Source organism: Anaeromicropila populeti, assembly GCF_900112775.1.
Taxonomy (GTDB): Bacteria; Bacillota; Clostridia; order Lachnospirales; family Lachnospiraceae; genus Anaeromicropila_A; species Anaeromicropila_A populeti.
This window is the reverse complement of the sequence record NZ_FOYZ01000001.1, coordinates 25,212-49,746: the sequence shown is the minus strand read 5'-3', so window position 1 is coordinate 49,746 and position 24,535 is coordinate 25,212. Positions and strand designations below refer to the sequence as shown.

Here is a 24,535-nt window from a genome sequence, read left to right as displayed (position 1 = left end):
TGCGTGCTAAGAACTTTCGATTTATTGTACCTGCAAACTATAGAATGTTGTGCAGAAAGTTAGTCAGGAGTGAGAAAATGGGACTTTTTAAATGGATTCATGAAGAAATCAAAATGATTCGTGACAGAGATCCGGCAATAAAATCAAATTGGGAAGTCTTTTTATACCCTAGTTTTAAAGCAGTTATGCGGTATCGCGTAGCGCATTTCTTATATATTAGAAAACATTATTTTCTTGCCCGCTGGATATCTCAGAAAACAGCTAGAAAAACAGGAATAGAGATTCATCCAGGGGCAACGATAGGAAAAGGACTATTTATTGATCATGGGCATGGAGTGGTCATTGGTGAAACAGCTGAGATTGGGAATAATGTAACGATGTACCAGGGTGTCACTCTTGGAGGAACTGGAAAGGAACATGGGAAAAGACATCCAACAATTGAGGATAATGTTATGATTAGTGCTGGAGCCAAGATACTAGGCTCGTTTCGAGTGGGTGCCAATTCAAAAATTGGTGCAGGCAGCGTGGTGCTTACAGAAGTACCGCCTAACTCAACGGTAGTAGGAGTTCCCGGGAGAGTTGTAAAGAGAGATAATGAAAAAATACCAACGGATGAGCTGGATCAAGTACACTTTCCGGATCCTGTAAGCAACGATATTGAAAATTTAAGAATTGAAAATCAGTCATTAGAAAAGCTATTAACGAAATTATTAAATGAATTAGAGCAGTGTCAGCGAAATCATGGAAAATAGAATTTAGGAGGTCATTTATGAAGCTGTATAATACGTTATCAAAGAAAAAGGAAGAATTTGTGCCAATTGAAGAGGGAAAGGTTCGTATGTACGTTTGTGGTCCTACCGTTTATAATGACATTCATATTGGGAATGCAAGACCTATGATCGTATTCGATATCGTGCGCAGATATTTAGAATACAAAGGGTATGAAGTGAATTATGTGTCGAATTTCACTGATGTAGATGATAAGATTATTAAGAAAGCAAATGAAGAGGGCGTTTCCTGTACTGAAATATCAGAACGCTATATTGCATCTGTAAAAGAGGATATGAAAGCATTAAATATTAAAACGGCAACAACACATCCAAAGGCAACAGAAGAAATTGAAGGTATGGTAGAGCTGATACAGACACTAATGGATAAGGGTTATGCTTATGAAAAAAATGGAACGGTGTATTTTCGAACAAGAAAGTTTGAAAGTTATGGAAAGCTGTCCAAGAGGAATTTGGATGATTTAGAAGCAGGAGCCCGAATTGCAGTCAATGAGGAAAAGGAAGATCCAATGGATTTTGTTTTGTGGAAACCAAAAAAGGAGGGGGAACCTGCTTGGCCATCCCCATGGTCGGAAGGACGTCCAGGCTGGCATATTGAATGTTCTGTAATGAGTAAAAAATATCTGGGCGATCAGATTGATATTCATGCTGGAGGAGAAGATTTGGTATTTCCACATCATGAAAATGAAATTGCCCAGAGTGAGGCAGCAAATGGAAAAGAGTTTTCAAAATACTGGCTGCATAATGCTTTCTTAAATGTTGACAATAAAAAGATGTCTAAATCTGAGGGGAACTTTTTTACCGTAAAAGAAATTGAAGAGAAATATTCTCTTGAGGTATTAAGATTTTTCATGTTAAGTGTACATTACCGTAATCCAATTAACTTTAGCCGTGAACTTGTTGAATCGGCAAAAACAAGTCTGGAACGAATTAAAACAGCTGTATTTAATTTGAAGCATCTTATAGAGGCAGCAGAGGATAAACTAGTATCAGAAGAGGAAAGTGCTGTTTTAGCAGAATTTGAGGAATTGCGAAATAAATATGTAGCAGCTATGGATGATGATTTTAATACGGCAGATGCTATTTCTGTAATATTTGAAATGGTGAAACTGGCTAATACAAAAATTACAAGTGTTAATGGGAAAAGTGTGATTCAAAAAATTATTGATGAAATTACAAGATTATGTGATATACTAGGTATAGTGACGGAGCAGGAAGAACAGCTGTTAGATGATGAAATTGAAAATCTTATAAAAGAACGTCAGGAAGCACGTAAAAACAAAGATTTTAAAAGAGCAGATGAAGTGAGAGATTTATTGACACAAAAAGGAATTATTTTAGAGGATACCAGAGAAGGGGTAAGATGGAAGAGAGCTTAAAAAAGCGGGAAGCAGATGTGATGAAAGCGGCCGAAAACGCCGATTTAGTAGAACAGATAGCACAGAAGTTTTCTTTGCATAATCTGGAGGCTGGTCAGTTTTCACCTTTAACATTAGCATTTATAGGGGATAGTGTATATGATTTTATAATCAGAACTATCGTTGTGGAGCAGGGGAATGCGCCTGTAAACAGACTTCATAAGAGGTGTTCAGCTTTGGTTAAGGCGCCAGCTCAGATGAAAATACTTCATTTAATTGAAAATGAGTTAACAGAGGAAGAGCTGGCTATTTATAAAAGAGGAAGAAATGCAAAATCATATACTTCAGCAAAAAATGCGACTATTTCTGAATATAGGATTGCAACTGGATTAGAAGCATTGATTGGCTATTTGTATTTGAACAAACAATTTGACAGAGTATTAGAGCTTGTCAGACTGGGATTAGAAAGATACATGGACGAAAATGAATTTATGGGCCCGGGAAGTGGCAGATAGGAGTATTTGTGAGATACGAAGAATTTACAATAGAAGGAAGAAATGCAGTGTTAGAAGCATTTCGTTCTGGAAAAACAATTGACCGTTTGTTCATACTGGACGGTTGTCAGGATGGACCAATTCAATCAATTTTGAGGGAAGCAAAAAAGCAGGATTCAATTATCCATTTTGTGAAAAAGGAACGTCTGAGTCAGATGTCAGAAACTGGGAAGCATCAGGGAGTTGTGGCGTATATTGCTGCTTATGAATATAGTGAATTGGAAGATGTTTTTAAGATTGCAGAAGAAAAGGGTGAGGCGCCGTTTATTGTTTTGCTGGATAATATAGAAGATCCGCATAATTTGGGAGCTATTATTCGTACAGCCAATCTTGCGGGAGCTCATGGAGTTATTATCCCAAAGCGAAGGGCAGCAGGTTTGACTGCTACAGTAGTAAAGGCGTCTGCGGGAGCCATTAACTATACACCAGTGGTAAAGGTTACAAATCTGGTAAAAACCATGGAAGAGTTAAAGGAACGTGGAATATGGTTTGTCTGCGCAGATATGTCTGGTGAAGTTATGTACAAAATGGATTTAAAAGGTCCTATCGGAATTGTGATTGGAAACGAGGGAGAAGGAGTTGGCAGATTAGTAAAGGAAAATTGTGATTTTGTGGCTAAAATACCGATGAAAGGTGATATTGATTCTTTAAATGCTTCTGTTGCTATGGGAGTTCTGGCGTATGAAATTGTAAGACAGAGGATGAGTTAGCCTTGTTAAAAGAATATTTATTAGTGGATGGATACAATATTATCTTTTCATGGCCTGAATTACATGAATTAGCAATGGAAAATATGGAAGCAGCACGGTATACTCTGGCAGATCGGTTATGCAATTTTCAGGGATTTAAAAAGAATGAAGTGATTTTAGTTTTTGATGGACATAAGTCTAAGGGGAATATAGGGAGTATCTTGCATTATAATAATATTGATATTGTATTTACGAAGGAAGCAGAAACAGCAGATCAGTTTATTGAAATGGTAACGCAGCAGATTGGAAATAAATATTCCATTCGCGTTGCCACTTCTGATGCAACAGAACAGATTATTATTTTAGGGAGAGGGGCAACACGTTTATCAGCCCGGGAACTAAAAAATGAGCTGGAAATGTCAGAAGAAGCAATTCGTCAGACTTATTTGGAAAAGTGTGCAAAGAAGAGGAATGGCTTATTTGACAGTGTTTCTCCAGAAATGGCTGCTATGCTTGAGAAAATGCGGTTAAAAGAGGATTAGTTTTCTTTCTATTAAGGAGGTTTGTATGCAAGAGAAGAAGTACAAGGGCCTAAAGGATGAAGAGATAATTAAGCTTATTCGTGGACAGGACAATTGTGCCATGGATTATCTTCTGGATAAGTATAAGTATTTAATCCGGCAAAAGGCTACAACGCTTTTTTTAATAGGAGGAGATAAGGATGATTTAATTCAGGAAGGTATGATTGGGCTATATAAGGCTATCCGAGATTTTAATGACACAAAGGATAACAGTTTCTTTTCATTTGCTGAGTTATGTATTTCACGTCAGATGTATACGGCAATTAAGCAGTCAAACCGAAAAAAGAATATGCCTCTTAATACATATGTTTCGTTATATACACCTGCATTTGGAGGTAATTCGGAAGAAGACGAGCATACTTCTCTTTTGGATATTATGTTTTCAAATAATTTAAATCCAGAGGAAATGGTTATTGACAAAGAGAGTACAAGTGTGATAGAATATGAACTCGGAAGACGTTTAAGTGCATTTGAGCAGGAGGTACTTATGTTATACCTTGGTGGGCTGAAATATTTGGACATTGCTGGGAAGCTTGGTAAGGAACCAAAGTCAGTTGATAATGCATTACAGCGGATTAAGAGTAAGTTAAGTCAGATTCTTGATGAACTGAAGTAATATTTGCTGCTATAGCACAGTCGGTAGTGCGCAACATTGGTAGTGTTGAGGTCACCGGTTCGATTCCGGTTAGCAGCTTAAAGGAACCCTTTGAATATTCAAGGGTTTCTTTTTTTGAAAATTTTAAAATTGTCTACTAGGATTAAATTGTCTACTACACATAGGATTTCTCTTATAACATAAAGTGGTTACTTTTTAAAATCTTCTATTTTGGAAATAATCTTATTAGTACATATTCCTAAATAGAAAATAGACAGAATAAAAAGTATCAGTATTTCTTCAAAACCACTTCCACTAAAATGTTTCATTATGCTAGATAATCTGATAAATCAAATATTTGAATAGGAGAAATTAAATGAGAGTACCTCTTTTGGAACTGTTGTGCAAAATCAATGTTTGACAAATATCTGACACATAATTATAATGTTTGAGGAAGCAAAGAATTATCAGCAGGAGATTGTTAGAGGCTGATATCTAGGAGGAATTATTTATGAAAAAAGTACTGGCATTTTTTCTCCTGACAGTGATGTTGATTAGCACATTATCTGGATGCAGGCAAGAAAAAGTGAAAGAAGCGTTGTCTAATGCGGCGAAAGGTTCAGAAGAGGTTAATAGTACTGAAATTGAAGAAAAGGAACAGCTGCCATTAGTGGTGGGATATGGTGAATTTGATGAAAGGTTTCATCCTTTTTTTGCAGAAAGCCAAGAGGACATAGAGGCAGAAGGTTTTACTCAGGAAAAGCTTTTGACGATAGATCGGGCAGGCAGTGTAATCTACCATGGAATTGAAGGAGAAACAAAAAGTTTTTGTGGTAAAGAGTATACATATAAAGGAATTGCAGATTTTGATGTGAATTATGACCAGGCAGCAGATTTTACAACCTATCATATTAAGATAAGAGATGATGTTAAATTTAGTGATGGGAAGCCATTGACAACAGATGATATTATTTTCTCACTTTATGTATTGTCAGATTCTAGTTATGAGGGTGCAAGGGATGTTCAACTGGACGCTGTTGTTGGAATGAAGAATTATCGTTATAACAGTACACTTGCTGAAGAAATTACAGACAAAGAAATTTCAGAATACATTGAGAAGATGAGTCCTGAGTTTGCAGCTGTGATTAGTGAAGAACTAATCGCACCTAAATTGCGGGAGGTGTTTGAATGGTGCGCCAGTCTTTATGAAAAGGTGGAATGGAGTGAATATACGCAGCTTTATCCAGAAACAAAAGATTTATTTGCATACTTTTATTCTATAGATGAAGCTTATGATTCCAAGAATGTGGAGGATGAGGAACAAGTCATTACCGATATCATTAGCATGTATGAAGAAGATTATAAAACACTAGGTACAAAATATGCAGATGATGAAGAGTATTTTAAAGCAGAGGTGAGGGAATTAGCTCAAAACTGTATTTTGCAGGAAAAAAATGCAGAAGGTGTGGGACAAGAGGTTTCTAACATTGAAGGAATCACAAGAATAAGTGATACAGAGCTTGAAGTAAAGACAAGAGGATATGATGACACAACAATCTATCAATTTAATTTTGAAATAGCGCCTCTTCATTACTATGGGAATAAATCGTCATATAATTATGAAAAAAATCAGTTTGGTTTTAAAAGAGGCGATTTGTCAGCTGTGAAAAAGAAAATGAGTCAGCCAATGGGAGCAGGACCATATAAGTTCGTTAAATATGAGAATAATACCGTTTATTTGGAGAGAAATGAAACCTATTACAAGGGGCAGCCGAAAATTAGTAAGGTAGAGCTAAAAGAAACCATAGAGGAAGAAAGAATTGGGAGTGTGGAACAGGGAAGTCTTGATATAGCTAGTATTGATCCAGACAAGGATAAGTTTGAGTGGGTTGAAACAATGGACAAGATTGTTACAGAGAAGGTAGATTGTCTTGGTTATGGATATATCGGCATTAATGCACAGAAGGTTAATGTAGGAAACGATGCAGATTCGGATGCTTCAAAGAATCTACGTAAGGCACTGGCAACTATTTTAAGTGTATACAGAGAAAACGCTGTGGATATGTATTTTGGCGAGGCAGCTAGAATTATACAATATCCTATGCCTTCATGGTCGGTTCCAGAAGAAACAGAAACAGAATATAAAGAAGCTTATGGGATTGATTCAGAGGGAAATGAGATATATTCAAAAAGTATGACTTTGGCAACAAGATATAGAGTGGCGTTAGAGGCGGCGCTAGGATATTTTGAAGCAGCAGGCTATACGGTTCAGGACGGGAAATTACTAGCAGCACCATGGGGTGCCAGCCTTCAATATGAAGTAATGGTTACAGGAAATGGAAAACAGGAGCATCCAGTTTACAATGTTCTTGCAGATGCTGCTAAAGCATTAGAGGAGATAGGATTTTATTTGAAAATTAATGACGTAGAAACGGGAAGCCAGATGTGGAATGCTTTGGAGTTAGGCGAACAGGAGCTGTGGGTGGCAGCATGGGAAACGGAGGCTGTGCCAGAATTGTATAAGGCTTATCACAGTGATAATCTGCCTGGAGAGGGTGGACTGAACACAAATTATTACGGGTTAGAGGATGGGTCACTAGATGAATTAATGATATCAGCTAAGCATACTACTGATGATAGTGAAAGAAAATTGCTTTACCGGCAATGCTATGAGGCTATTTTGGATTGGGCAGTAGAAGTACCTGTGTATCAAAAACAGAAGGAGATTCTGTTCAATGCAACCCATATCAATATAGCAACTTTGTTACCAGATAGTACAATATACTATCCATGGATGAGTGAAATAGAAGCAATGGAATTGAATGAAAGTGTTTGATATATTTTATGGTTTACCTGTATTAAATTTCGTGATAAAATAAAAAGAAAATAGGCTGCTGTTTTATTGAATCGAATGAAAGTTTAGAATGTTGCTTGTATGCACGGTGGAGGAAGTTGGTTCAAATGGAAGAGAATTTTAAAACAGAAATAGAAGATGAAAAGAGATATATTTATATTGTACTTTCATCAACCAATACCAGTATGGGAAAATTAATACGTGGTGTAACCAGATATGAATATAATCATGTATCACTGTCCTTTGAGGAGGATTTGCATAAAATGTTTTCATTTGCAAGATATCATGTGAATTCGCCACTTGTAGGAGGATTTGTTGAAGAATCTGCATTAAGGTATCATTTAAATATGTCACACCCTACTAAAATAAAAGTTTTTAAAATAGTAGTAGAACCAGACAGCTATAACGAACTGAAACAATATATCCGAAAGTTGCAGGAGGAGCGGGAACAGTATATTTACAATACTTTTTCAGCAATGGTTTTTCCAATACACAAAAGTATAAGGATAGAAAGAGCCTATACGTGTGCGGAATTTATTATAACCGTTTTAAAACAGTGCAGGATTATAGACGATACGGATAAAATGTATACACTAAAAGAGTTAGAATTAGAATTGGAAAAATATTACTTTTACGAAGGGGATATGTTTCAGATTGTAAAATTTAAAGGTTGGGAGAATGATCAATATTTATATCGGAAAAGCCATTTAGAAATTATTCTTGATACAATGAATCATTTCCGAAAGCAATTCAGCCGGGTATTAGATGGAATTTTTGGATAATGATATTTTGAATAAAATGTGCTTGTTGAGAAATACTATCATTAGTTACTTTCAAGTCATTAGTGGAGAAAGTACTAATATATCCTATGGAGGAATACGACTATGGAAAAGAATACAAGCATTGAATGTTCAATTAGTAACTGTGCCTATCATGCACAGGCTGTCGATTATTGTACTTTGGACAAAATCAAGGTGGGAACACATGAAAGCAACCCAACTAAGAAGGAATGTACAGATTGTGAATCATTTTCAATGAAATAATGTATAAGCAGTGGTGAGGAGCATTTGTAAAATAGAGCATGACTCTATGGAGCAAAGGCTCCTTACCTTTTTATTCGTTTTTATTAAAGTACAAATTTTATTGCAGATTTTTCATTTCAAGAAAAGCCTATTTCAATTATAGTTAAGATAGGAAAAAAATCAGGAGGGAATACTATGAAGAGAGTAAAATTATTAATTTTGTTAATCAGTGTTTTGATGGTTTCAGGTTGTTCTGGCAAGTCTGAAGGAGCAAAGCAGTCAAATCAGACGTCAGAGCTGGAGCAGATCCAAGAGCCTGTAGCAACTAAAGAGGATGAAAATAATACCGTGGCAGACCAGGAGGAAGCACTTATACTTCCTGAAACAGACAATACAACAGGTAAAGTAATGATTCAGACGGTATCAGACAGCTATGCTTATCCATTAAACTCTTACATAATTACATCTGCTAACGGAGAAGTTGTTATTGTGGATCCGACACAAATGCCTAGTAAGGAAGTAGTTGATTTGAATCCAGCAGCAATTGTTAATACCCATGGTCATGATGATCATGTAGATAAGAAATTTAATGATTCCTATCCAGAAAGCCAGACAATTAAATATGTAAAAGATGATATTAATACAAAGGATTTTCATATCTATACCATTCTATCTTCTCATAGCGGAGACACCATTGAAGAGGCAAATAATAATGTAATCGCAGTGTTTGAGGTAGATGGTCTTCGCATTGTACATATGGGTGATATCGGACAAACAGCATTAACAGAAGAGCAGTTAGAGGCATTAGGGGAAGTTGATGTTGCATTTATGCAGTTTGAAAACTCATATTCAGATATGACACTTAAAAATGAAAAAGGATTTAAAATAATAGAGCAGCTTAATCCAAAAATTGTTATTCCTACTCACTACACAGATAAGGCATTGCCGGTGCTTGAAGAAAAGTATGGGGCAATTCAAGTGTTTGAAAACAAATTAACGATAGCAAAGAATGAGTTACCAGATACTACATTAAATGTATATCAAATACAAAATGAACATAAATACAAGTAGAATACAAGTACATGATTTACAATTGACCTATAATCGATTATAATTAGACAGTATGATTTTAATTAGATGGTAGGTGATTGTTTGGATTTTGTTACAATCGGGAAAAATTATTATTGCGGTTATAGAATGGAATTATGTGTTAGAAATGATGCAGGTGCATTGGCAGAAAAGGCTGCAAATGAATATTTTAAAATCATATATATAGAATCAGAAACACTACATATCGCGCTCAATAAAAATTTCTATATATTAACGGGGGCAAATGTAATCTGTCTAAATGAACAAGATCAGATTTCATTTAAAGAGGAACCAAAAGACAATATTATGATTTTATTTTTTAAACCCTTTGTGATTAATAATAAATTTTGTTCAGAGTCTTTTTATAATCAGGAAAAGCTGTCCCTATCAGAGAGACAGGATTTGGAGTTTTTGAATCAGTTTCAACACAATTGTTCGGATTCTCTTAAAATCAGACAGCTTTATACTTCAATTGCATCTGTAATAAAGCAAAAATTTGAACTATTAAGCCAACAACTAGTATTACAAAATAGTTCGTATTGGCCATGCAGGAGCCGCTCTTATTTGTTAGAACTGCTATTTGTACTAAACCGGTTTGAGGAGGAATCACCTGTTTTAGTTCCACAGCAACAGAAATTGAAATATACAAAGCTTACGGAAGAGTTGATTGATTATCTTCAAACATGCTACAATCAAAAATTTACTATCGAATCGTTGGCTAAGATGTTTCATACAAACAGAACAACACTTTTAAAGGAGTTTAAGCAAAGTACAGGTCAGTCTATTACAAATTATGTTATAGAATTTCGGATATTTGTGGCAGCCTCTTTATTAAGAAACACAGAACTGGCCGTTTCAGAAATCTGTGAGCGTACTGGATTTCATGACATGAGCTATTTTAGCAGAGTATTCAAGAAGAAAATAAAATTAACACCTTCCAAATACCGTAATCTAATCAAAAATAACACCTGCCAATAGTTGACAGGTGTTATTTTGATGATGGGGTCACACCTCAGATTTTAAGGAAAACATAAAAGCGTTTCCAAACAGAAAGCTTTTTATGCAGTCCAGATTGAATGAGGAGGTAGCATTCAGCGCATTTTTCCAGTTCGTCAGAAGTCAGTGGTTCTTGACTAAAGCTTACTTTTTCCACAAGTTGAATCCAATTACCGATGATTTCATATGGAACAGAAAGTTGTTCTTTTAGAAGGATTTCGTTAAAGGAATGAAGGTTAGTAGGTTGTTCTGTAAATTTTGCAAGTTTCAAATAATGGTTAATAAAATCGTACTGATTCATAATACGAGTCCTGTATTCACGTTCAGTCAGTTTTTTTCTCCAATGTAGTTTTTGCAGCATTATTTTAACAAAAAGTACAAGTAATGGAAGAAAGGTAAAACCAATTATCAGGACAATCAAAAATGCTTTTGTGCCTGGCCGCATTGTTGTCAAGGACTGACTGGAGGAATCAAAATCAGAAACCTGACTACTGGAATCATTTCTAAATAGACTGGAAAAGAAACTCCAAAAGCTTCCAGATTCATTGTTAATTCCCTCTCCTGGTGGCGTAAAATCAACAGGAACCCATCCAAAATCTTCTTGAAAAACTTCAACCCATGCATGAGCATAAGAGTCATTTACATCGACCTCCACGACAGCAGTTTTCCCCAGCTCCGTATTGCCGCTAAACCAGTCTTCATATTTTTCTCCTGCAACAAGGTCACTATCTAATACTTTACTGTAGGGAATAGTATAGCCTTCTACGTAGCGTGCTGGAATTCCCATGGCACGTAGTAAAAGGGTGGCACTTGAGGCAAAATGCACGCAAAATCCCTTTCTGCTTTTGGTAAGAAAATAGATAACCGCGTCTGATTTTTGAGGTGTAAGACCAGGGCTCATCGTATATTTGTAATTATCAAGAAAATAATTCTGCATTTGTTGGATTATTTCCTCCTGGGTTCCATGAAATCCAGCCTCAGTGCAGATTGTTCCCAGCACAGAATTTAGTTCATCAGGAACAGAGGTGTATTGCCACAAATTTTCTTCTTCATACATTTTTACGGCAGAGAAAGCTTCTTTTGAGGCATGTACAGGTTGTACATAAGGAAAATAAGTAATCTCATATGGTATGTTGAAAGAAGATTTCCCCACTAAAATATCAGAGGATAATGCCCATTGCTGAAAATCATTTTTTAAGTATGGATAGTAAGGAAGATAGAGATAGATTCCAACTGCCCCCACATTTGTGATTTCCATTTTGCCAGACAATCCATTGCTGCCTTTTTTTTTGTTTTCTTCTAATACCGTTTTTTCCTTATAAAAGAAAGTTTTATCTCTATGAAAATCAGCACTGTCATAATATTTTTGTGCATCTTCGTTGTATTGTTTTTGCACTGACTTTAACGTAGCACCAGTATTTATCCATTGGTTTCTTGTATACTCAATTCCAGTATATGCTTTTAAGTAAAGGGGCTCCGAACTATAGGGGGTAAAGCGGACTTTTAAATCTGTTTCAAAATCAGGGCGTACGGAGCTGATTCCCCCAAGCTGTCCGCCGCTAATTCCCCCAGCACTGTCATATTTATTAAAGAAACTGGAGAAACCAACGATCATATAATTGCGGATGTATTGATCGGTTTTCTGTTTCCAGGTATTCCATGCGTCAGGCGTATGAAAAATGCCCTTAGGCGTAACCAGCATAACTAAAAGGCTTATAACAATAACAAAAGAAGCAGCTATGCCGCTGTTTTGCAAAAGTCCTTTTGCATTCAGTTTTGCAGTTCCTTTTGTCCGGTAGGCATTGCTTTTCTTCAAAACCAATAGAGTAAGCCAGCATACAGCAATAAGAGCAAACCAAATCATTCCGGGAGTCTGGTCAAAATATAGGGGAATTTGAATGAGTGGAAAGGTAATGAAAAAAGCAAAAAGAAAACTCATATACCCTGAAATCATGCAGTTTAGAAGCATGCACAAGAAAGCCCCCAGAAAGCAGGTACATATAGTAATGGCTAAGGTTCTGTCAGGTACATATTCCGCGTAATGACGAATACTTGGCAAAATATATATTTCATCAATTACATCATATGTAATATTTCTGATAGCAGCAAATCCACTGCTGATATAAGTTTTTAAAGCTAAAGCTGGAAACAGAAAAAGCAGCAATAAAATAATATATCCAATATTCATAGTCCACTTATTATAATAGAGCAGACCACAGTATAAAGAAGTCAGAAAAAGCACAATGCCTAATATAAAATAATTACAGGGAATTTGAAAACCAGCCAGATAAAAGCCAACTGTTCCAAAAGCACCTAAAAAAACAAGGAAAGCTCTGACGAGACAAAGTAAAAGTATGGAATGGCTGGTTTCACCTTTCTGGGTTCCCAAAGTAATGCCAGTCTTATAAGAAGAACTGGCATCAAGCTGATTATATGCATTGTCATTTACTTGATTTTTTTTATGAAATTTCAACTATTACCACCCTACTCCTATCATTATAAATTTCTTTATATTTTTGATGACTTGGGGAATGATATCCCGTAATATATAAAGCCTGTCCCATTTTATAGTCCAATTTGAAATAGCTTTCCAATGTTAAATCAGTTATGCAGCTAGTCTGTTCATAAAACAAGTTTTGTATGACCACATCTAGAACGGCTGCATTGTGAATGTGTTCCAGGGTTAACTGAAAATCTTTCTCACTATACCAGCCAATACAAAAGGAAAGCTGTTGTTCCAAAAGCTGTATGGAAAAGGAATAGAGAAGATCCAAAGAAGCATCTAATAGATTTTGTTCATTCTGATAAAGCTCTAGCAGGAGAAGAATGTCATAAGAAGACATACTTTCGAATTCCTTGACTATAAGAGTATCTTGTTTGGCGGATAATTTCCAGTGAATGTGCTGGAGACGATCCCCAGGAATATATTCTCGGAAATCAGAAATCCCGCTGGAAACAGAGCCTTTTACCTCAAAGTTTTCTAGATCTTCTTCACCTATTCCACTATTTGTCTGTATGTCCTGATAAAGTGTTCTTAATTCTGGCATAACAAAATATTCACTTTTATGGCCAATTTTCTTGTTAAGAGTAAAAAAATGAAGTAAATCCGTTGCCCGAAGGCTTTGAATGGTAATAATCAGGCAGCCGCAGTATTTTGAAGTAACAGGCAGCTCCGTTGTATTTGCCTGCAAGGCCAAAGCAGGAAGGTTAAGAGTTATATCCATAGTGTCTGTTAAAAAATGATTTTGAATACTTACCTGCATGGTACAATTTAACAAGGGAAATATAGTGGGGTTTTCTATTAAAAACACCACGGGTACAGTGTTATTCTTACCAACCTTAATAGCTGGAAGTTGGGCGTATACCTTCAGTCGTTTTAAAGTATAAAAAAAGCTGCCAAGTGAAAAAGCTGGAAGTATACATATCAATACCAGAAACAAAAAAATGTAATAATTATGATAAAATACAAGCAGGATTATGGTAAGACAAAGTAGTAAAAAATAACTTACAATACTAAAAATATTTTTTCTCACTTACAATGTTCCTCTCTAAATTCTGGTGACTGGCACTCGAAGTATCAAATTACTAAGTGTCTGTCTTATGGTAAGCCCCTGTGCCCGCGCTTTACCGCTAAGCAGAACCCGGTGGCAGGAAACATCAAAAAACACAGAAATAACGTCGTTTGCTGTAACATAATTGCGAAGATTAAGAAAGGCAGATGCCTTTGCCATTTTCAAAAGTGCAATACTTCCTCTGGGGCTTAAGCCTAAAGAAAATTCCTCAGGGTTCCGTGTTGCTTCTGTCAAAGTTATAATGTATTCATAAATGGAATCATCAACAAATATTTTACCAACGGTATCCTGCAATTCCAAAATGGTGTCTGGATAGCCACAAACAGACAGGGAAGAAAGAGCATCGTAGGCATTTCCTTTCAAGATCTGAATGGCATTCTCGTGATCTGGATAACCCATGGAAAGCCGAATCATAAAACGGTCCAATTGAGATTCCGGAAGCCTCTGGGTACCAGAAGAACCAATGGGATTCTGTGTGGCAATTACAATAAAAGGCTTTGGCAGCTGCTTTGTAATACCATCTACAGAAACGTTGCCCTCTTCCATTACTTCTAAAAGGGCAGACTGGGTCTTGGGAGAGGTACGGTTAATTTCATCTGCTAAAAAAAGGTTGCAGAAAACGGCGCCTGGTTTAAACTCAAATTCTTTTGTAATGCTGTTTGGCATGGAAAAGCCAATTAAATCACTAGGCAGCACATCGGGTGTAAATTGAACACGCTTGTAATTTAAAGCCATTGACTTAGAAATGGCAGTTGCCAGTGTTGTCTTTCCCACTCCGGGAATGTCTTCTAATAAAATGTGACCTCCAGCTAAGATGGCACATATGGTTTTATCAATAATCTCGTCTTTTCCCTTGATTACTTTCTTAATTTCATTTTTCAGGTATGTAACTGTAGAATCCAAAATGTCACCTCTTTATTCTCTAATTGAATAAATGATATCATTTAAACAAGGAAATTACAAGAAATATTCAGCAGTTTATATGAAAACCGTGCAAGATTTTCGCTTAAAAAGTTACTTGATTTGCATATGAAACTAAGGTAAAATAATACATAAAATGGTGGTTTGTATAGTAATTATTTAGTGACAGACTGTCTATGTAAAAGGAGGTTATATTTTGGATAAAATATGTATGAATTTTGGTAAGACGGAAAATGTAAGAGGTATATTGAAAGGAATAGCTGGCTTTGAGCGGGAGGCATTTCACGCAGCACTAAAGGAAGGTCATATAGAAGGAGCAGAGGCTGGAAGTGTTAAGCCAAGTCTATTTGGTATTGAAATTGATTTTTATGATTTTGCAAAAATGGTACATACATTTGCAGTTGGATTGGAAGAGGTAAAGAAGGAATATGGAACCAGTCCAACAGAAGCAGAATTAAAGGATGACTGGATTGCAGATATTCACTTTGAGAAAACCCAGGCAGCTTATGGAGAACGTACCTTGAGTGGATTAGTAATTAATCCTTATCCACAGAAGAAAAAACCACTTTTTCTTTATACACATGCTACCCAGCTAAAAAAGTCACTGGTGCCATCTAGCTTTTTTGATATTATAGTGGAGTTAAAGGAAGATATTGAAAATTTAATAAAAGAACTTATGGAATTTGAGTGGAATATTTTCGAATATATTAAGCATCTGGAGAAGGCATGGAAGAAGTTACAGGAGACACAATTAGCGGATCATCTGGAGGTGATTTTTTTAATATTTTTTGCAATGGAAAAGGGATATAGTGTAGTGATGCCAGATTATCCTGGAATGGGTATGGATTCTAAAGCAGAACATCCTTATGTGGTTGCAGAGAATCTGACGGATACAATATGCAGATTTGCTGAAAGTGTCATTGTGGAGCAAAAGAAGGTGGAAAACTGGAATAATGAGCTGTATGTAGGAGGGTATTCACAAGGTGGATACGTTGCTATGGTTGTCACAGAAGGAATCAGTAAAAGTACATTACTTAAGGACAGTCTAAAAAAGTCCTGGCCAGCAGGAGGACCATACAGTCTTTCGGAAGCAATGAGAAAATTAATGATTGCAGATGCAGATTATTTTTGTCTATTCTTTTTACCTTTGACCATTCGGGCCTTTTATTATTGCTGCGGAGAAAATAAGCTTTTTTCACCAGAGAGTGCATTTGGGGAAAATGGAGAGGCTGTATTTAAATATGTAGATGGAAGCGTAATTGGCAGTGAGGCAGATAAGGGCTTGCTGGCATTTACAGATGGTAAGAAAATTCCAAGTAAACTGCTGACTCCAGAATTAAAAGAACTTTTGAGTGACCCAAATGGTGATAATGATGTAATTCGTGTTTTAATAGAAAATAATGGATTTGCTACGTATCCAAAGGAATTATCAAAGATAACAACATTATTTCATCACCAGAAGGATCCAGTAGTTCCTTATGAAAATGCAGTAATAGCCCAAGAGCACCTGAACGTTAAGATTGAAGGATTGGAGCATTTACTGGAACCAAAGAATATGAATAAACATATTTTGGGCTTTGTGCATTACATGCTGTACATAGCAGCAAAAAAATATTAAGATTATTTAATGGAAATACAGGAAAAAATGTGTTACTATTAATTTAATTTTGACTCTACAAATGTTATACATAAAAACACTTTAATGAGGTGTAGGAAATGGATTCAACAATATGTATTGATATACTGGCAATTGTAGTAACACTATTTACGATGGTATTAGCACATAAAAATGTAGTAATTGATCGGAATAAAACCAAGTATTTTATTCACGCTTCTGTACTTACAGCAGCTATGCTTGTTTTGGAGATTGTTACAATCTGGTGCCAGAGTACATCCAATACGAATATAATTTGGCTGCATATTGCAGCCAATGCGTTAGGGTTTGCTCTGGGGCCAGCGGTAATTATAATGGTTTCTATTTTAGTATGGAACAGGATTGACAGATTTAAATTACCTTTTTTTATTCCCTTTATTTTAAACGGAATTGCTTCGTTGATTAGTATAAAAACAGGATGGATTTTTTATGTATCGCCAGATAATGTTTATAGCAGAGGTGATTTTTTCTTTATTAATACAGTCTGCTGTTCCTTTTATCTGATTATTTTAGTTTATTGCAATCTGATAGAAACAAAAAAATATAATAAAAGTGAACGGCGTTTCTTAATGGCAATTTATCTGATGGTAGTAGCAGGCGGCACGGCACAGGCAGTTAACAGGAAATATCTTTTTATTTGGGGTTGTGTGGCAGTGTCCCTTTTGCTATATTATGTTTTTATACGTGAATTGCAATTTCGATACGATCCTTTAACTAATATTTATAATCGTGCCATGTTTGAAAAAGAGATGGAGCGGCTTAGTGAGGCGGATAAAGTAACGATTATTGCAATGGATTTAAATAATCTGAAGAAAGCCAATGACAGATATGGTCATGTACAGGGGGATCAGATTTTACAGTCGGCAGCTTCTATTATTTACGAAGCGTTTGATGAGTATGGAATGGTTTTTCGGATTGGTGGAGATGAGTTTTGTGTTTTATGCCAGGACCTGGATGGAATCCGTTTAAAACAGGGAATCAGAACAATGGAGGAACTGGAAAAATTACATAATCAAAATAAAAAGAGTGTAATACCTGTTGAAATAGCGTATGGCTGTTATAATTACAGAAAGCAGGTAGATGGAACATTACATGATGCTTATGTGATGGCAGATAAGGAAATGTATAAAAATAAAAAAAAGTTAAAAGAAAGAATAGTTTTTTGACTATTCTTTCTTTTGGAAAAACTTATAACCAGGTAATGTCTGCGGCCTTTCGAGGTACAGTTCTCAGATAATCCACATCTTTATAACCAACCATTAAACAAGTAATAATAAACTTACCAGTTGGAATATTCAGAGTATTCAGCAGTGCAGGGTTTCCTTCAGTTGCAAATACAAAGAATCCATTAAAGAAACCGCCAAGACCACATGCGTGGATCATCAATTCCATGTTAGAGGAAGCTAATGCAGCGTTAACAGGATTGGAAGCAGTCACAATAATAGCGGCAGGCGCATGGTTAAAAAGAGGATCGTTATGCTCAGGATCATTTTTGTATGCCTGATAAAATTTGGAAAGCATATCTGCGTATCTTCTTGCACCATCATTATCCTCGGTAGTAGTTGCATATATGTAATCACTTTTCTGAAGAAGACCAGCATATGCCATATCCTTAATCTCAGCAAGCTTGTCTGTTATAACCGTATAGGAAACGTCCTGACTGTTTGTTCCAGAAGCTGTAAAACGGCCTGCTTCAATAATTTTTTCTAATTTTTCTTTTTCTACAGGCTGATTCTTAAAATGTCTGACACTTCGTCTGGATTTAATAAAATCCAATAAGTGTTCTGGAGAAATAGAAAAGTCCTCCTCATGATAAGTTTTCACTTCATTCATATCATAATCATCTGTTGAGATTGCTTCTGACGGACATACAGCAAGACAATGTCCACATTTCATACAAGTTTCGTTTATAATGGAAGCCTTTTTATTTTCTGCTATTGTAATTAATTGAAGTGGACAGTCACTGACGCACACACCACAGCCTATACATTTTTCCTCGTTTACATAAAACATTGGTAATGCCCTCCTTAATTTTTTGTCTTAAGATTTATTCTTTGTATAAAAGGTCTAGATGTAAATAATAAATTTTATTAAGAGCTAATCTTATTATACTATATCAGAAACAAATAGAAAACAAAAAAATAATAGATTGACAGGTATCAATATAAAATATATAATTAAATGTATAGATAATGTTCAATATAAGGTGGGGGAAATGTGAGTAACGAAGAGAAGGTAAAAATTTTTAAAGCTTTTTGTGATGAAAGAAGAATAGAAATATTAGAGCTGCTGAGGGAGGGAGAAAAGTGTGCATGCAGGCTGCTGGAGGAATTAAATATCAGCCAGCCGACGCTTTCCCATCATATGAAAATTCTTTGTGATTCCAAGATAGTTGTCAGCCGAAAGGAAGGAAAACGGATTTATTACATAATTAATCAGGAAGGCAGCAAAAAAGCAAAGGAGTTAATAGAAGAATTAACGGATAAAAATAAATAAACGGAGGCAATAAAAGTGATTGCATTAACATTTGATGATGGACCTACAGAAATAACACCGCTAGTACTGGATAAACTGGAAAAATATAATGTAACGGCATCGTTTTTTTTAATAGGAGAAAATATTACAGAAGAAACAAAACCTACTCTACAAAGAGAGCTGGATTTGAGATGTGAGATAAACAATCATTCGTGGAGTCATCCTAATATGACTACATTGACCAAAGAAGAAGTTCAAATGGAAATCCAAAAAACAAATGAGAAAATCTATGAAATGACAGGAATTCTCCCAGCGTTTTTCAGACCCCCTTATATCGAGGTCAATGATATGATGTATGAAACCATTGCTTTTCCTTTTATTTGTGGAATTGGATGTCAGGACTGGGATTCTTCCGTTGGTGTACAAAAAAGGGTGGAAACTATTTTAAATACAGTTCAGGACGGAGACATTATTCTGCTTCATGATTGCCGGGAAAATATTTTTACTGTGGAAGCACTGGATATTCTCATTCCAGAACTATTAAAGAGAGGATATACTTTTGCTACAGTAAGCCAGCTTTTTGCAGAAAAGGGAGTCTGTCCGGATGTTACATATAAGTTATGGACAAATGTAGGAAAATAGAATCGTAGTTATTTTTATAGACTCTCAATATGTGGTAGAGAGTCTTTTCTTTTTTCATATATTAATGTAAAAGCATGTGAGGTATTTTTTATGGACAGTGAAAAGCTGGATAACCAATTGAAACTTGCCTTAGACAGTACCAACCGGCAAAGACAAAAAACGTCGGATTTAGAAATTGGATATGATGAGGAAGAAAGTACATGGGAATTAATTATTAAGTATATTGGGGATATTGAAAGAATTCAGGAGGAGCTGGATATGCAGTTGACGGTTTTATTTGCAGGATATGCAGTCATTATTATTAAACAGAGACTGATTTCCAGACTTTCGGAATATGATGAAATTGAATTTATTGAAATGCCAAAAAAGCTGCAATTTGCCGTAAATGATGGGAGGGCAGCATCGTGTATTAACCCTGTCCAAAGAACAGAAACAGGTTTGTTTGGAGAAGGTGTTATTGTAGCAATTATTGATTCTGGCATTGACTATTCACATCCGGATTTCCGTAATCCAGACAATACAACCCGAATTATTGCAATATGGGATCAGACTATTGCACCATCGGGAGACCTGGCTCCACCAGAAGGTTTTTCTACAGGCACTCTTTACACGAGAGAACGAATTAACATGGCACTTCGCAAGCGGACGGTTCCTGAACAATTGGAACTGGTTCCTAGCACAGATTTATCAGGACACGGAACTCATGTTGCGTAATCGAAAAACAACCAGTTTCATCCTCTTTACACAGAACAAACGTTCTGATATAATACTTATTAAGAGAGGTGACAAAATTGAGTACAAGGGTTATTTTTCATATAGATGTGAACAGTGCATTTTTAAGCTGGGAGGCGGTGTACCGCTTGAAACACCTGGGGGGAACGGTAGATTTGAGAGATATTGTTTCGGCTGTTGGCGGGGACATGTCGAAGCGCCATGGTATTATTCTGGCAAAGTCCGTCCCTGCCAAAAAATACAAGATTCAGACGGGAGAATCCATTACAGAGGCATTGAAAAAGTGTCCTAATCTTTTGCTGGTACCCCCGAATTATTCTTTATATGAAAAGAATTCCAAGGCATTTATGGAGATTTTACGAGAGTATTCGCCTCAGGTAGAGCAGTATAGCATAGATGAGGCATTTGTAGATATGACAGGGATGGAGAATTTATTTGGAAAGCCCGTTGTGGCTGCCCATGTAATTAAGGACAGAATTTATAAGGAACTTGGATTTACGGTAAATGTAGGAGTATCCAGTAATAAAATACTTGCCAAGATGGCAGGAGATTTTCAAAAGCCTAATCTGGTGCATACACTTTTTCCAGAAGAAATACAGCAGAAGATGTGGCCGCTTCCAGTAAGAGAACTTTTTTGTGTAGGCAGGGCAACGGAGAAGAGGTTAACCAGCCTGGGAATCAGGACAATTGGAGAACTGGCTAATACCAATATGGAGATAGTAAAGCATCATTTGAAAAAACATGGGGAAGTGATCTGGAATTTTGCCAATGGAAGAGACACTTCTATTGTGGAGTCACAGCCAGCAGCAAATAAGGGGTATGGAAACAGCACTACCATTTCATTTGATGTGTGCGATCCAGCCACAGCTAAGATGGTTTTATTATCTTTGGCAGAAACTATTGGGAAGAGAGTTCGGAAGGATCAGGTGAGGGTTCAAGTGATATCAGTGGGAATTAAAAATTTTGATTTGATATCGGCTTCGCATCAGTGTGTATTGTGTGAGCCGACAGATATAACCAGTGAGATTTATCAGGCAGCAGCTCAGCTATTCGATGAGTTATGGGACGGGACTCCCATCCGGCAGTTAGGAATTCAAACCAGCAGAGTAGTAAATGCAGAGCCAGCCAGGCAGCTTACTTTATTTGATCAGTTTGATTATGAAAAATTGGAAAAACTGGATCGGGTAGTGGACAGCATCCGGGAACGGTATGGGACAGATTCCGTTATGAGAGCGGCGTTTATTCAAAATGACAGAATTGATCATATGAATGGCGGCATATCAAAAGAGAAGAGAACGGTAGATTATAAGAATGAAAAGGTAGAATAATGGGATTTTATCTGGGAGAAATCATTCAGGAAACCAATGCTGGACGGTTAAAAGGCATTCAAAGGGAAGTTGCCTGTTATTGCTGGTTTACAAGTCAGGGGGAAATGACACCGCGTATGATTAAGATTATGGATGAGGAAGGCCGGATTCATACTATACAGGAAATACGAGTATTGTGTTCAGAACCGAAAAATTATTCTGGAATTGCAACAGTGGAGTACATTTGTAAGATACGGTACAGAGGGATGGAAGAAACAGTAAAGTTGGTGTATACGAAGGAAAACTGCAAATGGGCGATTATAAGAGTATGAAGGAAGAAAAACTAGAAATATAAAAAATAATGTTGTAATAAAATGAAATTAATGGTATACTTATACAATAAAATGAATAAATACAGTAAAGTTAAATAGTGACACAAATGAAAAGGCAGAAGCACATAATTATGAAGGAATTTTCATGATGTGTGCTTTTATTGTGCGGTGTCGCTGATGTCACGAAAAAATAAGCTTGAAGGTGGGAGGAAAGACAAAATGGTAGTGTTTCAAATTTCATTGGAAATATATCTTCAGGAGAATTTACCAATGGAAAAGACAATGGAAGTACTCTGTAAGTTTTTAGACAACGTATTGTGCCAGAAGGAAGAACTAATAGGTCTGCACAATGCAAAAAAATATAAGAATTATTGTTTTAACTCATTGTATCCAACCAGCAGTGACAAAGTATATCACAAGAATAAGAGGTATCAGCTTCAAATTCGTACAACAGATAGGGAGCTTGCCCAACATTTTGCCAATCAAGCAGTACGGGTAAAGGACAGAATTATAAAGGTAATAGAGACATCGGTACAGATGCTTCCGAAGCGGACAATTTATAAGTTATATTCCATTTCGCCCTGTATGCTGAAAACGGATTATGGATATTGGAGGAGTTATTTGCCTGAAGCAAATTTTTTGGAAGCAGTTAAAAGCAATCTAATCAAAAAGTATAAGGATTTTACAGGACAGCTGGTAGATGAAGACTTTTCGTTTTTTGAGAGGATAGAGTTCATTAATAGAAAACCAATTCTTTGTGCCTATAAAAATGTTAGTCTGCTCGGAGATAAGCTGGACTTGTATATATCAGAGCATCCCATGGCGCAGGAGCTGGCGTATTTTGCTCTTGGGGTTGGAATACTGGAAGGAAATGCACGGGGATTTGGATTTGTAAATGATAAGTGGAAGAAGTAAAAGTGTGAGTCATTAAAGAGCATTTCTTGCCTAAAAGTATACGAACTAGTCGGAAAACATAGAGCGAATGAGGAAAAGCTTGAATATAATAACATTTTATATGGGATTAATGTAAAATGTAAGAGTTGAGTTGTTGGAATAGAGGTTATGGTGTAATATATAAGCATACCAAGTAGAACCAATCTCACTACAAAAGATAAGGGAATGACTTAAAAATGAGACAGCGTGACGTTTAAGGAATCAGCATAACTGAATTATGAGACAGAGAAAAGCTGACAGACAGAATACTAAGGAGAGACTTGGTTGCAAAAAAAGATATTGGACATAATTTTTGAGACTGGATATGGATATCTTTTTACAGAGGGTGGCTGCCTGCTAGTTTTTGCAGCCACCAGACTATAATGAAAAGATATTGTGATAAAGTGAAAAAAATGCAATAAGGTTAACTGGTCGCACGAAATAGGAAAACTATTGAGTGCGTTTTTTGTGATTATGTGGCAGTTGGTGCTAGAAAGTCCAACTGATTTTATAGATAAGCTTGCAAAATCCAAATTTTTTGAGTATTATGGAAAGAAACGATAAAGAAAGATTTCTTTATTGCAGAAAAGGGGAGAAATATGGATAAGAAAAGAATTATGAACAAGAAAAAGGTATTGGTTGTAATATTTGGTGTGCTGGGGATGGCTATCATTGTTTTAAGCGTCATATTAGCGAGGAAGGACTTTGCTAATATACAAATCGGTTTTTCAGGAAATAATATTGGGAATGAGCTAAGTGCTTCATTCAAATATTTTAGTGGTTCAAAGAAAAAGCAAGTAGTATTTCAGGAAAGTAAAACGGCTATCATTAAATATTCATTAACAGAAGAGTCAGGAAGTCTTATGTTAAAAGTTTTGGATGAAAATGGAAATCTTATTGATAGTAAAGAAGGAACGGTAGATGGAGAAATAAGTTTTGTGGTACCCAAAGACCAAAAATATACAATTCAAATTAATGCAAAGCAGGCAAAAGGTAAATATAAATTGAGTTGGTCAGAGGAATAGCAGAAGTGATGTTTCAAGAATAGAGGGTTTACTGAATTATAAGAGCATACCGAGGAGAACCCCTAGTTTATTGGAAAAGATAAGAGAACGGCTTAAAAATAAGACGGCATGACCTTTGAGTTGATCAGCATAACAGAATTATCAGAAGAGGAAAGCTGACGGACAAAATATTACGAAGAGAATGGGGTAAAAAAATATTGTGATAAAGTAATAAAAATACAATATGATTAGTTGAGTGTACATAAATAGGAAAACTAGTGGGTGTGTTTTTGAGATTAAGTGACAATTGATGCTGAAAAGTCCAACTGATTTTTTTGTCGAAAGTTTGCAAAATCTGAATTTTGTGGTATTATAGAAAAAAAGGATTGGCGTATTTACGTCTGTTGAACCGTAACATGAGATGTATTGAAACTTTT

24 protein-coding genes and 1 tRNA gene are annotated in these 24,535 nt (G+C 36.0%); 21 read left to right on the top strand and 4 right to left on the bottom strand.

Features of this window, described 5'->3' with window-relative positions; all coding sequences use genetic code 11:
• Positions 1-77: 77 nt before the first annotated feature.
• The 12 genes from epsC to BM305_RS00190 all read left to right on the top strand — a co-directional run bounded on the left by epsC (position 78) and on the right by BM305_RS00190 (position 10,508).
• Positions 78-752: a serine O-acetyltransferase EpsC gene (gene epsC, locus BM305_RS00245; RefSeq protein WP_092558688.1), complete on the top strand. Its 675-nt coding sequence runs from the start codon at positions 78-80 to the stop codon at positions 750-752.
• A gap of 17 nt (positions 753-769) precedes the next feature.
• A complete protein-coding gene (gene cysS / locus BM305_RS00240; protein WP_092558687.1) occupies positions 770-2,167 on the top strand; it encodes a cysteine--tRNA ligase in 1,398 nt (465 codons plus the stop codon).
• A gap of 20 nt (positions 2,168-2,187) precedes the next feature.
• Complete coding sequence (locus tag BM305_RS00235; RefSeq protein ID WP_092559027.1) at positions 2,188-2,661, top strand: Mini-ribonuclease 3; 474 nt, start codon at positions 2,188-2,190, stop codon at positions 2,659-2,661.
• An 8-nt stretch (positions 2,662-2,669) separates the two neighbouring features.
• Positions 2,670-3,410, top strand: coding sequence for a 23S rRNA (guanosine(2251)-2'-O)-methyltransferase RlmB (gene rlmB, locus BM305_RS00230; RefSeq protein WP_092558686.1), 741 nt, complete (start codon positions 2,670-2,672; stop codon positions 3,408-3,410).
• A 2-nt stretch (positions 3,411-3,412) separates the two neighbouring features.
• Entirely contained in the window at positions 3,413-3,931 is a 519-nt protein-coding gene (locus BM305_RS00225) for an NYN domain-containing protein (protein WP_092558685.1), read from the top strand.
• 25 nt (positions 3,932-3,956) lie between these two features.
• Positions 3,957-4,586: an RNA polymerase sporulation sigma factor SigH gene (sigH, locus tag BM305_RS00220; RefSeq protein ID WP_092558684.1), complete on the top strand. Its 630-nt coding sequence runs from the start codon at positions 3,957-3,959 to the stop codon at positions 4,584-4,586.
• A 5-nt stretch (positions 4,587-4,591) separates the two neighbouring features.
• Positions 4,592-4,664: transfer RNA gene (locus BM305_RS00215), tRNA-Thr, on the top strand.
• A gap of 412 nt (positions 4,665-5,076) precedes the next feature.
• A complete protein-coding gene (locus BM305_RS00210; protein ID WP_092558683.1) occupies positions 5,077-7,401 on the top strand; it encodes an ABC transporter substrate-binding protein in 2,325 nt (774 codons plus the stop codon).
• Positions 7,402-7,526: 125 nt separating this feature from the next.
• Entirely contained in the window at positions 7,527-8,201 is a 675-nt protein-coding gene (locus BM305_RS00205) for a hypothetical protein (protein ID WP_092558682.1), read from the top strand.
• Between the two features lie 102 nt (positions 8,202-8,303).
• Positions 8,304-8,462, top strand: a complete 159-nt coding sequence (locus tag BM305_RS00200) for a DUF1540 domain-containing protein (protein ID WP_092558681.1) — start codon at positions 8,304-8,306, stop codon at positions 8,460-8,462.
• A gap of 174 nt (positions 8,463-8,636) precedes the next feature.
• Positions 8,637-9,512 carry an MBL fold metallo-hydrolase gene (locus tag BM305_RS00195; protein ID WP_092558680.1) on the top strand — a complete coding sequence of 292 codons (876 nt, stop codon included), beginning with the start codon at positions 8,637-8,639 and terminating at the stop codon, positions 9,510-9,512.
• 66 nt (positions 9,513-9,578) lie between these two features.
• Positions 9,579-10,508 carry an AraC family transcriptional regulator gene (locus BM305_RS00190; protein WP_092558679.1) on the top strand — a complete coding sequence of 310 codons (930 nt, stop codon included), beginning with the start codon at positions 9,579-9,581 and terminating at the stop codon, positions 10,506-10,508.
• A 34-nt stretch (positions 10,509-10,542) separates the two neighbouring features.
• Here BM305_RS00190 and BM305_RS00185 read toward each other — a convergent pair whose 3' ends face one another.
• From BM305_RS00185 to BM305_RS00175, 3 genes are read right to left on the bottom strand one after another with little or no spacing between them, the layout of a single operon-like run.
• Positions 10,543-12,999 (bottom strand): transglutaminase-like domain-containing protein, encoded by a 2,457-nt coding sequence (locus BM305_RS00185; protein WP_092558678.1) that lies wholly within the window; start codon positions 12,997-12,999, stop codon positions 10,543-10,545.
• A complete protein-coding gene (locus tag BM305_RS00180) occupies positions 12,986-14,059 on the bottom strand; it encodes a DUF58 domain-containing protein (RefSeq protein WP_092558677.1) in 1,074 nt (357 codons plus the stop codon). Before BM305_RS00180 ends, BM305_RS00185 begins: the two co-directional genes overlap by 14 nt.
• 15 nt (positions 14,060-14,074) lie before the next feature.
• Complete coding sequence (locus BM305_RS00175; protein ID WP_092558676.1) at positions 14,075-15,001, bottom strand: AAA family ATPase; 927 nt, start codon at positions 14,999-15,001, stop codon at positions 14,075-14,077.
• Between the two features lie 214 nt (positions 15,002-15,215).
• Between BM305_RS00175 and BM305_RS00170 the strand changes: the two genes are divergently transcribed.
• Together BM305_RS00170 and BM305_RS00165 are read left to right on the top strand one after the other, a co-directional pair.
• Complete coding sequence (locus tag BM305_RS00170; RefSeq protein WP_092558675.1) at positions 15,216-16,637, top strand: alpha/beta fold hydrolase; 1,422 nt, start codon at positions 15,216-15,218, stop codon at positions 16,635-16,637.
• A gap of 98 nt (positions 16,638-16,735) precedes the next feature.
• On the top strand, positions 16,736-17,839 hold the full coding sequence (locus BM305_RS00165; RefSeq protein ID WP_092558674.1) for a GGDEF domain-containing protein: 1,104 nt from the start codon (positions 16,736-16,738) through the stop codon (positions 17,837-17,839).
• 22 nt (positions 17,840-17,861) lie between these two features.
• Here the strand turns inward: BM305_RS00165 and BM305_RS00160 are convergent, their stop codons facing one another.
• Positions 17,862-18,686 (bottom strand): nitroreductase family protein, encoded by an 825-nt coding sequence (locus BM305_RS00160; RefSeq protein ID WP_092558673.1) that lies wholly within the window; start codon positions 18,684-18,686, stop codon positions 17,862-17,864.
• Between the two features lie 204 nt (positions 18,687-18,890).
• Between BM305_RS00160 and BM305_RS00155 the strand changes: the two genes are divergently transcribed.
• The 7 genes from BM305_RS00155 to BM305_RS00125 all read left to right on the top strand — a co-directional run bounded on the left by BM305_RS00155 (position 18,891) and on the right by BM305_RS00125 (position 24,119).
• The gene (locus tag BM305_RS00155) at positions 18,891-19,169 is read left to right on the top strand and encodes an ArsR/SmtB family transcription factor (RefSeq protein WP_092558672.1); all 279 of its coding nucleotides are present in this window, start codon (positions 18,891-18,893) and stop codon (positions 19,167-19,169) included.
• 15 nt (positions 19,170-19,184) lie between these two features.
• Entirely contained in the window at positions 19,185-19,790 is a 606-nt protein-coding gene (locus BM305_RS00150; protein WP_242940416.1) for a polysaccharide deacetylase family protein, read from the top strand.
• 90 nt (positions 19,791-19,880) lie between these two features.
• Positions 19,881-20,504, top strand: a complete 624-nt coding sequence (locus tag BM305_RS00145; protein ID WP_092558670.1) for a S8 family serine peptidase — start codon at positions 19,881-19,883, stop codon at positions 20,502-20,504.
• A 77-nt stretch (positions 20,505-20,581) separates the two neighbouring features.
• Complete coding sequence (locus BM305_RS00140) at positions 20,582-21,850, top strand: Y-family DNA polymerase (RefSeq protein ID WP_092558669.1); 1,269 nt, start codon at positions 20,582-20,584, stop codon at positions 21,848-21,850.
• On the top strand, positions 21,850-22,161 hold the full coding sequence (locus BM305_RS00135) for a hypothetical protein (RefSeq protein WP_092558668.1): 312 nt from the start codon (positions 21,850-21,852) through the stop codon (positions 22,159-22,161). Before BM305_RS00140 ends, BM305_RS00135 begins: the two co-directional genes overlap by 1 nt.
• A gap of 270 nt (positions 22,162-22,431) precedes the next feature.
• Positions 22,432-23,076: a CRISPR-associated endoribonuclease Cas6 gene (gene cas6 / locus BM305_RS00130; protein ID WP_177214470.1), complete on the top strand. Its 645-nt coding sequence runs from the start codon at positions 22,432-22,434 to the stop codon at positions 23,074-23,076.
• Positions 23,077-23,693: 617 nt separating this feature from the next.
• Positions 23,694-24,119: a hypothetical protein gene (locus BM305_RS00125; protein WP_092558666.1), complete on the top strand. Its 426-nt coding sequence runs from the start codon at positions 23,694-23,696 to the stop codon at positions 24,117-24,119.
• Positions 24,120-24,535 lie beyond the last annotated feature (416 nt).